At 69.5% G+C, this 12878-nt stretch carries 14 protein-coding genes; 10 read left to right on the forward strand and 4 right to left on the reverse strand.

What is annotated here, in order from left to right:
- Positions 1 to 200: 200 nt before the first annotated feature.
- Genes G6N64_RS17340 through bla form a run of 3 tightly spaced genes read left to right on the forward strand, consistent with a single transcriptional unit; the run spans position 201 to position 4643 of the window.
- On the forward strand, positions 201 to 2474 hold the full coding sequence (locus tag G6N64_RS17340; protein WP_163798171.1) for a polyribonucleotide nucleotidyltransferase: 2274 nt from the start codon (positions 201 to 203) through the stop codon (positions 2472 to 2474).
- Positions 2431 to 3753 (forward strand): M16 family metallopeptidase, encoded by a 1323-nt coding sequence (locus tag G6N64_RS17345; protein WP_246230690.1) that lies wholly within the window; start codon positions 2431 to 2433, stop codon positions 3751 to 3753. The genes G6N64_RS17340 and G6N64_RS17345 overlap by 44 nt, the downstream gene beginning before the upstream one ends.
- Positions 3753 to 4643, forward strand: coding sequence for a class A beta-lactamase (gene bla, locus G6N64_RS17350; protein ID WP_163798173.1), 891 nt, complete (start codon positions 3753 to 3755; stop codon positions 4641 to 4643). Before G6N64_RS17345 ends, bla begins: the two co-directional genes overlap by 1 nt.
- Here the strand turns inward: bla and G6N64_RS17355 are convergent.
- Positions 4640 to 5194 (reverse strand): DUF4334 domain-containing protein, encoded by a 555-nt coding sequence (locus tag G6N64_RS17355; protein ID WP_163798175.1) that lies wholly within the window; start codon positions 5192 to 5194, stop codon positions 4640 to 4642. The genes bla and G6N64_RS17355 overlap by 4 nt on opposite strands.
- An 88-nt stretch (positions 5195 to 5282) precedes the next feature.
- Complete coding sequence (ald, locus tag G6N64_RS17360; RefSeq protein ID WP_163798177.1) at positions 5283 to 6398, reverse strand: alanine dehydrogenase; 1116 nt, start codon at positions 6396 to 6398, stop codon at positions 5283 to 5285.
- 100 nt (positions 6399 to 6498) lie between these two features.
- On the opposite strand from ald, the gene aldR reads away from it, so the two are divergent.
- Complete coding sequence (aldR, locus tag G6N64_RS17365; RefSeq protein ID WP_409370749.1) at positions 6499 to 7008, forward strand: HTH-type transcriptional regulator AldR; 510 nt, start codon at positions 6499 to 6501, stop codon at positions 7006 to 7008.
- A complete protein-coding gene (locus G6N64_RS17370) occupies positions 7005 to 7892 on the forward strand; it encodes a hypothetical protein (protein ID WP_163798181.1) in 888 nt (295 codons plus the stop codon). Before aldR ends, G6N64_RS17370 begins: the two co-directional genes overlap by 4 nt.
- A 99-nt stretch (positions 7893 to 7991) precedes the next feature.
- Here the strand turns inward: G6N64_RS17370 and G6N64_RS17375 are convergent, their stop codons facing one another.
- Positions 7992 to 8894, reverse strand: coding sequence for an NAD-dependent epimerase/dehydratase family protein (locus G6N64_RS17375; protein WP_163798183.1), 903 nt, complete (start codon positions 8892 to 8894; stop codon positions 7992 to 7994).
- A gap of 77 nt (positions 8895 to 8971) precedes the next feature.
- Here G6N64_RS17375 and dapB point away from each other — a divergent pair, with 77 nt between their 5' ends.
- From dapB to G6N64_RS17400, 5 genes are all read left to right on the forward strand, one after another.
- A complete protein-coding gene (gene dapB, locus G6N64_RS17380; RefSeq protein ID WP_163798184.1) occupies positions 8972 to 9706 on the forward strand; it encodes a 4-hydroxy-tetrahydrodipicolinate reductase in 735 nt (244 codons plus the stop codon).
- A 4-nt stretch (positions 9707 to 9710) separates the two neighbouring features.
- Positions 9711 to 10196, forward strand: coding sequence for a hypothetical protein (locus tag G6N64_RS17385; RefSeq protein ID WP_163798186.1), 486 nt, complete (start codon positions 9711 to 9713; stop codon positions 10194 to 10196).
- Positions 10193 to 10648 (forward strand): flavodoxin family protein, encoded by a 456-nt coding sequence (locus G6N64_RS17390; protein WP_163798189.1) that lies wholly within the window; start codon positions 10193 to 10195, stop codon positions 10646 to 10648. Before G6N64_RS17385 ends, G6N64_RS17390 begins: the two co-directional genes overlap by 4 nt.
- Positions 10649 to 10666: 18 nt before the next feature.
- Positions 10667 to 11440 (forward strand): SDR family NAD(P)-dependent oxidoreductase, encoded by a 774-nt coding sequence (locus tag G6N64_RS17395; protein ID WP_163798191.1) that lies wholly within the window; start codon positions 10667 to 10669, stop codon positions 11438 to 11440.
- 62 nt (positions 11441 to 11502) lie between these two features.
- Entirely contained in the window at positions 11503 to 11952 is a 450-nt protein-coding gene (locus G6N64_RS17400) for a hypothetical protein (RefSeq protein WP_163798193.1), read from the forward strand.
- Here G6N64_RS17400 and G6N64_RS17405 read toward each other — a convergent pair.
- The gene (locus G6N64_RS17405; RefSeq protein ID WP_163798195.1) at positions 11949 to 12863 is read right to left on the reverse strand and encodes an HpcH/HpaI aldolase/citrate lyase family protein; all 915 of its coding nucleotides are present in this window, start codon (positions 12861 to 12863) and stop codon (positions 11949 to 11951) included. The genes G6N64_RS17400 and G6N64_RS17405 overlap by 4 nt on opposite strands.
- Between the last annotated feature and the right edge of the window lie 15 nt (positions 12864 to 12878).

Raw genomic sequence — 12878 nt, forward strand, 5'->3', positions numbered from 1 at the left:
AAAGGTGCGTCTCGCGCACGACCGCGCGACCGTTCCAGTGCGTCACCCCGAGAGCCCGACCGCATGGGCGGTCTTCGGTAGTGGCTGCCGGATCTCCGAGATCCGGCCGCTTCGATCGACGGCCGTCACGAAGTCCAGCGGGTCCCTCGAGCGTGACGTCGCGAAACAGACGAACACGAATCAAAGAGGACGACATACGTATGTCAGCAGTAGAAATCGAAGACGGCGTCTACGAAGCCACCGCAGTCATCGACAACGGGAGCTTCGGCTCCCGCACCATCCGTTTCGAGACCGGTCGGCTGGCCAAGCAGGCCGCCGGCGCCGTCGTCGCCTACCTCGACGACGAGACCATGCTCCTGTCGGCCACCACGGCCGGCAAGTCGCCGAAGGACCACTTCGACTTCTTCCCGTTGACCATCGACGTCGAAGAGCGGATGTACGCCGCGGGACGCATCCCCGGCTCGTTCTTCCGCCGTGAGGGACGCCCCTCGACGGACGCGATCCTGACCTGCCGCCTGATCGACCGGCCGCTGCGCCCGACGTTCGTGTCGGGTCTGCGCAACGAGATCCAGGTCGTCGTCACCATCCTGAGCCTGGACCCCAAGGACCTGTACGACGTCCTGGCGATCAACGCGGCGTCGGCCTCGACCCAGATCTCGGGTCTGCCGTTCGCCGGCCCCGTCGGTGGCGTACGCGTGGCGCTCATCGACGGCCAGTGGGTCGCGTTCCCCACCGTCGAGCAGCTCGAGGGTGCCGTGTTCGACATGGTCGTCGCGGGTCGCAAGGCCGGTGACGACGTCGCGATCATGATGGTCGAGGCCGAGGCCACCGACCGGGTCATCGAGCTCGTCGCCGGTGGCGCCAAGGCTCCGACCGAGGCCGTCGTGGCCGAGGGGCTCGAGGCGGCCAAGCCGTTCATCGCGGCCCTGTGCGACGCGCAGGCCGAGCTGGCCGCCGCCGCCGGCAAGGAGACCGCCGACTACCCGCTGTTCCCCGACTACCAGGACGACGTGTTCTACGCGGTGTCCTCGGTCGCCACCGACGAGCTGTCGAAGGCACTGACGATCGCGGGCAAGGAAGAGCGCAACGACCGCACCGACGAGATCAAGGCCGAGGTGCTCTCACGTCTCGCCGACACCTACGCCGGACGCGAGAAGGAGATCGGCGCCGCGTACCGCTCGCTGACCAAGAAGCTGGTCCGCCAGCGCATCCTGACCGACCACTTCCGCATCGACGGTCGCGGCATCACCGACATCCGCGCGCTGTCGGCCGAGGTCGCCGTCATCCCGCGTGCGCACGGCAGTGCGATCTTCGAGCGCGGCGAGACCCAGATCATGGGCGTCACCACTCTCGACATGGTCAAGATGGCTCAGCAGATCGACTCGCTGGGGCCGGAGACGTCCAAGCGCTACATGCACCACTACAACTTCCCGCCGTACTCGACCGGTGAGACCGGTCGCGTCGGATCGCCCAAGCGCCGCGAGATCGGCCACGGTGCCCTGGCAGAGCGTGCGCTGATGCCGGTGCTGCCGTCCATCGAGGAGTTCCCCTACGCGATCCGGCAGGTGTCGGAGGCGCTCAGCTCGAACGGCTCCACGTCGATGGGCTCGGTGTGTGCGTCGACGCTGTCGCTGCTCAACGCCGGCGTGCCGCTCAAGGCTCCCGTCGCGGGCATCGCGATGGGCCTGGTGTCCGACGACGTCGAGGTCGACGGCAAGACGGAGCGTCGCTTCGTCACGCTGACCGACATCCTCGGCGCCGAGGACGCGTTCGGCGACATGGACTTCAAGTGCGCAGGCACGAAGGACTTCGTCACCGCGCTGCAGCTCGACACCAAGCTCGACGGCATCCCGTCCAGCGTGCTGGCCGGTGCCCTGGCGCAGGCCAAGGACGCCCGCATCACCATCCTCGAGGTCATGGCCGAGGCCATCGACGAGCCCGACGAGATGAGCCCGTACGCGCCGCGCATCACGACCATCAAGGTCCCGATCGACAAGATCGGCGAGGTCATCGGGCCGAAGGGCAAGATGATCAACTCGATCACCGAGGAGACCGGCGCGTCGATCTCCATCGAGGACGACGGCACGGTGTTCGTCGGTGCGAGCAACGGCGAGGCGGCGCAGGCGGCGATCGACAAGATCAACGCCATCGCCAACCCGCAGCTGCCCAAGACCGGCGAGCGGTTCCTCGGAACCGTGGTCAAGACGACGGACTTCGGTGCGTTCGTCTCGCTGCTGCCCGGTCGCGACGGCCTGGTCCACATCTCGAAGTTGGGCCGCGGCAAGCGGATCAACAAGGTCGAGGACGTGGTGAAGGTCGGCGACAAGCTCCGCGTCGAGATCGCCGACATCGACAACCGTGGCAAGATCTCGCTGGTGCTCGTCGCCGAGGACGAGGCCGCCGAGGCCCCGGCCAACGGCTCGTCCCCGGATGCGGCTGCAGCGCCTGCCGATGCCGCGACCGCGGACAGCTGACTCGGTACGGCGCACAACCCTCCCCGGAGGGTTGCGCGTCGTCACGGAGTACATCCCGGGTGTGCACTCGGCGTCGGTCGGCTTGTGGGTCGGCGTCGGGTCACGCGACGAGGGACGCAGCGTGGCCGGTGCCGCGCACTTCCTCGAACACCTGCTGTTCAAGTCGACGCCGACGCGGTCGGCGGTCGAGATCGCCCAGGCGGTCGACGCCGTCGGCGGTGAGCTGAACGCGTTCACCGCGCGCGAGCACACCTGCTACTACGCGCACGTGCTCGACGACGACCTCGAACTCGCGGTCGATCTGGTGGCCGACGTGGTGCTGCGTGGCAGGTGCGCCGCCGACGACGTCGAGGTCGAACGCGACGTCGTCCTCGAAGAGATCGCCATGCGTGACGACGATCCCGAGGACACCCTCGGCGACGTGTTCCTGTCGGCGATGTTCGGCGACCACCCGGTGGGGCGGCCGGTGATCGGCAGCGTCGAGTCGGTCGCCGACATGACTCGCGCGCAACTGCACTCGTTCCACGTCCGGCGCTATACGCCGGAACGCATGGTTCTCGCGGTGGCGGGCAACGTCGACCACGCGAAGGTCGTGCGCCTGGCCCGCAAGCACTTCGGGCAGCGGTTGGCGGCGGACACCGCGCCCACCCCGCCACGCAAGGGCACGGGCAGGATCACGACCGAGCCCACCCTGCAGCTGGTCAACCGGGACACCGAGCAGACCCACATGTTCCTCGGCGTGCGTACACCGGGCAGGCACTGGGACCACCGCTGGGCGCTCGCCGTGCTCAACGGTGCGCTCGGTGGCGGGCTGAGTTCGCGTCTGTTCCAACAGATCCGGGAGACCCGCGGGCTGGCGTACTCGGTGTACTCGACCATCGACACGTTCTCCGACGCGGGCGCGCTGTCGGTGTACGCCGGCTGCCTGCCGGAGCGGTTCGACGAGGTCGTCCGCGTCACCACCGAGGTGCTCGCCGACGTCGCGCGTGACGGCATCACCGAGGAGGAGTGCCGCATCGCGAAGGGCTCGCTGCGTGGCGGTCTGGTGCTCGGCCTCGAGGACTCCGCGTCGCGCATGCACCGGCTGGGTCGCAGCGAGATGAACTATGGCAGCCACCGATCCATCGCCGAGACGCTGGACCTGATCGACGCGGTGACCCTCGAGGAGGTCAACGGCATTGCCGGACAACTGCTCTCGCAGCCGTTCGGTGCCGCGGTACTGGGCCCGCACCGGTCGCGACGCTCACTGCCGAAGCCGCTGAAGTCCCTGGCGGTCTGATGCGGCGGCGCAGCCTGCTGATCGGCGCCGGTGCGCTCGCCGCGCTGGCGGCGTGCTCCGAGGCGCCCGCGCCGGCGGAGCCCGTCGCGCCACCGATGCCCCCGGTCGAGGACCGCATCGGTGCCCTCGAGCGCACGTACGGCGCGTACGTCGGCGTCTACGCGGAGAACCTCGACACGCAGACGTCGGTCGCGCACCGCGCGGACGACCCGTTCGCGATGTGCTCGACGTTCAAGGCGTACGCCGCGGGCCGGGTCCTGCAGAAGGCGGCGGCAGGCGAACTCAACCTCACCGATGCGGTGACGATCGAGCAGTCCGACATCCTGCCGAACTCTCCGATCACCGAGACCCGCGTCGGCCGGAACATGACGATCGAGGAGTTGTGCGTCGCCGCGGTCGAGCGCAGCGACAACGCCGCGGCCAACTGGCTGCTGCGCATCATCGGTGGTCCGTCACGCATCACCGACTTCGCGCGCACGCTCGGCGACGACCGGACCCGGCTCGACCGCTGGGAGCCGGAGTTGAACGCGGCGGTCCCTGGCGACCCGCGCGACACCAGCACACCACGCGCGATCGGGTCGGGCTTCCGCTCGATGCTGACCGGCGAGGCGTTGGCCGAGCCCGAGCGCCGCACGCTCGACCGATGGATGCGCGGCAACCAGACGTCCAGCATGCGTCCGGGCCTCGGACCCGGGTGGACGACCGCCGACAAGACCGGCAGCGGTGACTACGGGAGCACCAACGACGTCGGCATCGCCTACGGTCCGGATGGGCAGCGGCTGCTGCTGTCGTTCATGACGCGCACCCGGTCCGACGACCCGGACGCCGAGGCGATGCGCCCCCTCATCGGGGAACTGGCCACCCTGATCGTGCCGTACGTGACCGTCTAGCGCAGTCGCAGCGAGTCGTCGCGGCGCAGGACGAAGAAGTACGGATGGCGCAGGCCGCGCAGGTCCATTGCGCCCAGCACGGTCTGGTCGTCGAGCTGGCGGAACACGTCGTTGATGGGCAGCTGGTCGTACAGCATGGTCGCGGTGTCGACGCCGCGGTAGCGCGTGGTCCGCAGCCGGGCCTTCGGGGCGCGGGTGCTCAGCACGGGGTCCAGCACGTTGATCACGCCGCGCAGGTTCTGCTTCTTCAGCGCCGGGATCTTGGTGGCCACGCCCATGCCGCCGAAGGCCAGCAGCGGGTTGAGTGCCCACAGCGCGGCGCGATCCTTGGTCGGGAACAGCAGCGGGTGCACGGTCTCGGAGTCCACGAACTGCTTGCCCCACCAGCCGCTCGCCTCGAGCATCCCGTCCAGGGGGTGGCCGGTGGGCACCTCGTCACCGTGCCAGGTCCCGATCATGAACTCGGGCGTGACGGCGGACGACGCATCGAAGAGTGCCAGGGCGTCGGCGGTGGTGGTCGGCGCGGCGGGGAGCACGTCGGCGAGAGTCATGCGCCCACCGTACTTGACACCCGTCAAGAATGTCATCGCCCGGCCGGTGCACGAGTGCACCGACCGGGCGAGGGGGAAGAAGCTCGCGTCAGGCGAGCAGGCTCGCCGGATCCGTGAAGGGCAGCGCCAGATCCGAGGCGACCTGCTCCGACAGCAGGGCGCCCTCGTGCGTGGAGAGTCCCCGCGCCAACGCCGGGTCGGCCTGGCACGCCGCGCGCCAACCCTTGTCGGCGAGCTTGAGCACGTACGGCATGGTGGCGTTCGTCAGCGCGAAGGTGGACGTCCGCGGCACCGCGCCCGGCATGTTGGCGACGCAGTAGAAGACGGTGTCGTGCACCGCGAACGTCGGATCGTCGTGGGTGGTCGGACGCGAGTCCTCGAAGCAGCCACCCTGGTCGATCGCGATGTCGACCAGCACCGCGCCGGACTTCATCTGCGCCACGGTCGAATTGGTGACCAGCTTGGGCGCCTTGGCGCCGGGGACCAGGACCGCCCCGATCACGAGGTCGGCGGCCTTGACGGCGTCCTCGAGTTCGAGCGTCGAGGAGTAGCGGGTCTCGATGCTGCCGCCGTACTCGGCGTCGATCTTGCGCAGGGTGTTCACGTTGAGGTCGAAGACGGTGACGTGGGCACCCATGCCCTTGGCGACGGCTGCGGCGTTGTCGCCGGCCATGCCGCCTCCGATGACGACGACCTTGGCCGGCGCGACGCCGGGGACGCCGCCCATGAGGACGCCGCGGCCGCCGTGGGTGCGCATCAGGTGGTAGGCGCCGACCTGCGCGGCGAGTCGGCCCGCGACCTCGCTCATCGGTGCGAGCAACGGCAGGGCGCGGTCGGCGGTCTGCACGGTCTCGTAGGCGATGGAGGTGGTGCCGGACGTCATCAGGGCGTCGGTGCACGGCTTGGAGGCCGCCAGGTGCAGGTAGGTGAAGAGCGTCTGGCCGGTGCGCATGCGACCGTATTCGGCCTCGATGGGCTCCTTGACCTTCAGGAGGAGGTCGGCCTCGGCCCACACCTCGTCTGCCGTGTCGATCAGCTGCGCGCCGGCGGCCTTGAAGTCCTGGTCGGTGATCGCCGAGCCGGCACCGGCGCCGGCCTCGATCAGCACCTCGTGACCACGATTGCTCAGCTCGGCCACGCCTGCGGGCGTGATGGCGACTCGGTACTCGTTGTTCTTGATTTCGGCGGGGACTCCGACGCGCACGTTAGCTCCTTGATTGGCGTTGCGACTCCTCAAATTGTGAAGAAAGGGAAGAAAAGGCGCAATGGATGCGTCGATGATTCGATAAAGTCGCGTCGTGGTCATCAAATCATCGACATCGGCCGTCGACCGTGCCGTCGCCCCGAAGAATGTTCGAGCGGTCGACCTCGACGACGTGGACCGCCGCATCCTGACCGCGCTGCACGCCGACGCCCGGATCTCCAACAGCGCGCTCGCCGACCTCGTCGGCATCGCGGCGTCGACGTGCCACGGACGGGTGCGCCGCCTGCAGGAGGTGGGCGTCATCCGTGGTTTCCACGCGGACATCGACCCCTCGGCGATCGGTCTGTCGCTGCAGGCGATGATCTCGGTGAGTCTGCAGTCGAACGCCCGCGGCAAGATCGAGGGCTTCATCGAGCACATCCGGCGGCGGCCGCAGGTCATGGAGGTCTACTTCCTGGCGGGCGCCGACGACTTCATCCTGCACGTGGCCGCACGCGACACCGACGACCTGCGGTCCTTCGTGGTGCAGAACCTCAACTCGGACAGCGACGTGGCCGGTACCCAGACCTCGCTGATCTTCGAACACCTGCGCGGGGCCTCACCGCTGTGACCGACGAACTCAACGAGCTGTACGGCGTCCGGCCCGAGGAGTTCACCGCGCGGCGCAAGGAGCTGTCGACCGCGGCGAAGAAGCGCGGCGACACCGAGGCCGCCAAGGAGATCGCCGCCGCTCGACGTCCGACGACCGCGGCGTGGGTGGTGAACCGGCTCGTCCGCGCCGACGAGACCGCGGCGCCCCGGCTGGCGGACCTCAGCGAGGGGCTGCGGTCCGCGCACGCCGAGATGGACGGGCCCCGCGTCCGCGACCTGACGGCTCGGCAGCGAAAGCTGGTGCACGAGTTGGTCCGTGCCGCATTCGACGCGGCCGGTCTGGACGACCCCGCCGCGGCGCTGCGCGACGACGTGACCGACACGCTGCAGGCTGCGATCGCCGACCCCGACGTGGCCGCCAGGCTCGGTCGGCTCGAGAAGGCCGAACGATATTCGGGATTCGGCGGATTCGGGCCATCGACAGTCGAGCCGGTGTCGCGGGCGACGCCGAAGGCTTCCAAGCCTGTGCCTCAGCCTGAACCCGCCAAGCCCGCCGAGCCCGCCAAGCCTGCCGAGCCCGCCAAGCCCGCGGGGCCGTCAGCCGCCGACCGCCGCGCCGCTGCCAAGCGCGTCAAGGAGGCCACCCAGGAGGCGAAGGCTGCACGCTCGGACCATGACCGGTCGGACAAGGAGGCCGCCGAGCACCGCCGCATCGTGGCGACCGCTCGACGACGCTACGAGCGCCTGCTCGAGCAACTCAGCGAGGCCGAACACGAAGTCGACACCGCGACCGCCAGATTGGAGAGCGCGGAGGAGGCGGCGTCCGCCGCGGCCGACCGCCTCCAGGCAGCCGACGCCGAACTCGCCGAGGCCGAATCCGCTCGGGCCGAACTCGACGGGTGAGTCGTCGCTCAGGCTCTTCCAGTCCTCGAGTGTCCACTTACGTCACGGTCACGAGCCGGAAGGCGCACATAAGTGGACACTCGCTGAAGAAGGGGACGCTCAGGCGCGGACGAGTTCCGGGTGGAAGGCGGCGACCATGCGGCGGATGCCGTCCCGCCAGTCGACGGAAGTGCCGCCCACGAGTTCATTCATCAGCGTGACGTCCGTGGGTCCGCCGCGCAGCGCCTGATCGGACTCGACGAACTCCGGCTCGCGGCCGACGAGTTCGCCGATGAACGTGCACCACTCCTGCAGGCTCACCGTCTGCTCGCCGCACCAGTTGACCGTGGTCGCGGGAACCGATGCGGCGGCCAGCAGCTTCGGGACGGTGGCGATCACGTCGTCCTCGTGGATGGGGTTGTAGCGGGCCGGACCGCCGGGCGGCACCGGGATGGGGGTGCCCGCGAGCATCATCTCCATGTGGAAGAACGGCCAGCCGCCGTTGTCGCCGTAGGGCACGTTGAGCCGAGCGATGACGGTCGGAAGGTCCAGCGCGCGCGCCATCGTCCGCGCCACGACCTCGCCGGCGATCTTCGAGATCGAGTAGGTCGGGAGCATCGGCTTGTGGTTGTCGCCGAGGGCCGAGCGTTCGGTGCGGGGCTCGTCGTCGGGTGGGTCGTAGACGGCGGCCGACGAGCAGTGCAGCAACGCCTTCGCCTCCCGGCAGTGCGCCATGAGCAGGCCGACCGACTCGGCGTTCGCAGCCAGGTCCTTGTCCCATCGCCCGCTCTTCGCGACGGCGAGGTTGATCACGTAGTCGAAGTCGGCCGGTAGCGCGCTGAAGTCGCCCGCGGCGAGGTTGACCGTCTCGCAACGGATCCCGGCCTGCTGCAACGTCTCCCGCGCACGGTGGTCGGTGAACCGGGCGATTCCCCACACCTCGTTGTCGCGGGCGAGTGCGAGGGCGAGGGGAGCCGCCACCTGGCCGGTGGGCCCCGTGATCAGGATCTTGGCATCGTGCACGTAGGCGATGCTATGGCCTGTCCCGGTGGTAGACGGCGGTTCGCGAATGCCGACTCCGCGCCCACTAGGCTCGTCGCATGCGAGTCGGAGTGCTGGGCGCCAAGGGCAAGGTCGGGGCCACCATCGTCGACGGCGTCGAGTCCGCCGAAGACCTGGTGTTCACCGCGGGTGTCGACGCGGACGACTCGCTGCACGCGTTCGTCGACACCGACACCGCCGTGGTCGTCGACTTCACCCACCCGAGCGTCGTCATGGACAACCTGAAGTTCCTCGTCGATCACGGCATCCACGCCGTCGTCGGGACCACGGGGTTCACCGACGAGCGCATCGCCCAGGTGCGCGAGTGGCTCGAGGCGGCGCCCGGCGTGGCGGTGCTCATCGCCCCCAACTTCGCCATCGGGGCGGTGCTCTCGATGCAGTTCGCCAGGCAGGCGGCGCGCTTCTTCGAGTCGGTCGAGATCATCGAACTGCACCACCCGCAGAAGGCGGACGCGCCGTCGGGCACCGCGGCTCGCACCGCTCGACTCATCGCGGAGGCGCGAAAGGGGCTGCCGCCCAACCCGGATGCGACGAGCACCGGCATCGAGGGCGCTCGCGGCGCCGACGTCGACGGCGTTCCCGTGCACTCGGTGCGGCTCGCCGGCCTGGTCGCCCACCAGGAGGTGCTGTTCGGCACTCGGGGCGAGACGCTCACCATCCGGCACGACAGCCTGGACCGGACGTCGTTCGTACCCGGCGTCCTGCTCGCGGTGCGGCACGTCGCGAAACGGCCCGGCCTCACCGTCGGCATCGAGCCACTGCTCGACCTCTGAGCCCATGGCGACCTCCGACGGCGCACGCGCCCTGCGCATCCAGATCTTCATCGCGTTCATGTGTGTGGCGTTGCTCGTCTACTTCGTCCTGCTCGGACGTGCGGGGGTCCTGCTCGTCACCTCGGGCAAGCCGGCCGCGATCGGCCTGGGCGCCGCGATCTTCATCATGCCGTTCATCGGGCTGTGGGCGATGGTGGCCACGCTGCGCGCCGGGTTCACCCACCAGCGACTGGCACGCCAGATGCGCGAGGAGGGCCTGGAACTCGACGTCAGCGAGCTGCCGCGCAGACCGTCGGGGAGGATCGAGCGCGACGCGGCGGACGCCCTGTTCCAAGACGTCAAGGCCGAGGTCGAGGCGGCCCCCGACGACTGGCGTCGCTGGTACCGGCTGGCCCGCGCCTACGACTACGCCGGAGACCGCGGTCGGGCCAGGGAGACGATGAAGAAGACCGTCGAGATGGAGCGCACCGCGCGCGAGACGCCGCAGTGAACCGGACGCTGCTCGTCGTCCACCACACCCCGAGCCCGCACTGCCAGGAGATGCTCGAGGCGGTCGTCGCCGGCGCCACCGCGCCCGAGATCCAGGGTGTCGAGGTGATGCGCCGCCCCGCGCTCACCGTGTCGCCCGTCGACATGCTCGCCGCGGACGGGTACGTGCTGGGCACGCCGGTCAACCTCGGGTACCTCAGCGGCGCGCTCAAGCACGCCTTCGACCAGTCGTACTACCAGCTGCTCGACGCGGGTCGGGGGCGACCCTTCGGGGTCTACCTGCACGGCAACGAGGGAACCGAGGGCGCGGAGCGGGCCCTGACCGGCATCACCTCCGGGTTGGGCTGGGTCCGGGCGGCCGCCGACGTCGTCGTCTCCGGCAGGCCGAGCGCGGCCGACGTCGACGCGTGCTGGAACCTCGGCGCGACGGTCGCCGCCCAACTGATGGACTGAGCCGATGGGGGAACGCGCATGACCGCAGAACCGGGACGCCTGCAGGGCAAGTCGTCGGTGATCACCGGCGCGGCCATGGGCATCGGACGTGCGACCGCAGAACAGTTCGCGCGCGAGGGTGCCCGGCTGGTGCTGACCGACGTCCGACGGGAGCCGCTGCTCGCACTCGCCGACGGGCTCCGGGAACAGGGGGTCGAGGTCGAGACCGTCGTCGGGGACGTGTCGATCGAGGACGACGCGCGACGGATGATCGCCGCGGCCATCGACCGCTTCGGCCGCCTCGACGTGCTGGTCGCCAATGCCGGGATCATCTCCCTCGGCGACGCGATGGAGGTGACGGTTGCGGACTGGGACGAGATCATGGCCATCGACGGGCGCGGCATGTTCCTCACCTGCAAGTTCGCGATCGACGCGATGGTGACGACCGGGGGCGGCGCCATCGTCTGCCTCTCCTCGATCTCCGGCATGGCCGGGCAGAAGCGGCAGGCGGCCTACGGTCCCGCGAAGTTCGTCGCGACCGGCCTGACCATGCACCTCGCGGTCGAGTGGGCCGACCACGGCATCAGGGTGAACGCCGTCGCCCCCGGGACGATACGAACCGAGCGGGTCGTCCAGATGCAGGACGAGCCCGGCGGCGCCGACTACCTGGCTACGGTTCGGGCCCAGCACCCGATGGGTCGCCTCGGCGAGCCGGCCGAGGTCGCCCGCGCCATCGCGTTCCTCGCCTCGGAGGAGGCCTCGTTCATCACCGGTGCCGTCTTACCCGTCGACGGCGGCTTCCTCGCGCAGTAGCGCCCGTCGAGGACGCTGGTCTCCGCTACGGTCGAGTCTCGCCGCACTGACGGAGGAGCCGCATGCCTGGATTTGCCGAACTCGCCCTCGCCGGCGCGCCCATCGCCGGCGGCGCGCTGCTGGGCGTGGCCGCCGGGAACCTGCGTCCGCCGGACCTGCGCGGCACCATCAAGAAGGACATGGAACTCCTCGAGAGCCTGCCGCCCGAGCAGACCGAACGCCGGGCGGAACTGCAGCGGGTCATCGACCTCCGCATCGACGACATCATCGCCGGCATCGACAAGAGCCGGTCGATGCGCGAGATCGCGACGTCGTATCAGGGCAACTGGCGCGACATCGTGCTGTTCCTCTGCGGCATCCTGTTCACCATCGTGTGGTGGAACGTCCCGCACGGCCGCACCAACTGGCTGCTCATGTTCATCGTGATGATCCTGGCGTCGGTGGTGGCGGGGATCTACGCCAGTCGAGGCATCGTGCGCGCGCTACGCACGGTGAACCGCGCCCGCGACTAGTAGTGGTAGGTGTCCGACGGCGCGGCCACGTGACCTTCGTCGTCGCCGAACTCCGACTCGTGGATGCCGTAGGACTTGGCGAGTTCGAGGATCTTCGTCGCCCGCGCGATGCGGGGAAGGTCCGAGCCGTTGCGGATCTCGCCGCCATCGCGCTGGAACTCGGCGAAGAACTCCTTCGCCCAACTGATCTCCTCCTGGGACGGGGACAGGCCCTCGTTCACGGTGGAGCACTGATCGGGCGTCAGACAGATCTTGCCGGTCATGCCGAACTCGGCCGACACCGCGGTGGCCTCGCTGAGCTTCAGGGCGCTCGACCCGACCGTCGGCCCATCGATGGCGCTGGGCAGGTGCGCGGCCTTCGCCGCGATGGTGAAACGCGAACGGGCGTAGGCCAGCGTCGCCGGGTTCTCCCCGAAGCCGGTGTCGCGGCGGAAGTCACCGATGCCAAACGCCAGGCGGAACGTGCCCTTCGTGGCGGCGATCTCGGTGATGCGCTCCAGCCCGCGGGCGGTCTCGACGAGCGCGACGATCGGCACACCCGGGATGCGCTTCGCGGTCTCGGTGACGTGGTCGACCGACTCGACCATCGCCAGCATCACGCCGCCGATGGAGGTGCTCGCGAGCGTCTCCAGGTCGTCGGCCCACCACGGGGTGCCGAAGCCGTTGATCCGGACCCAGTCGGACTTGCCCTCGCCCAACCAGCGCGTGACGTTGTCACGGGCCGCCACCTTGTCCTTCGGCGCCACCGCGTCCTCGATGTCGAGGACCACGATGTCCGCGCGGGAGTGCGCCGCGGGCGCGAACCGCTCGTACTGCGCGCCGTTGACCAGCAGCCAGCTGCGGGCGAGCACGGGATCGATGCGGAAACCCGCGTCGTGAGCGTCGGATTCGGAGAACGTCTGGTCGTACACGCGCCAATCGTCGCC

The organism is Mycolicibacterium sediminis, assembly GCF_010731735.1.
GTDB classification, from domain to species: domain Bacteria; phylum Actinomycetota; class Actinomycetes; order Mycobacteriales; family Mycobacteriaceae; genus Mycobacterium; species Mycobacterium sediminis.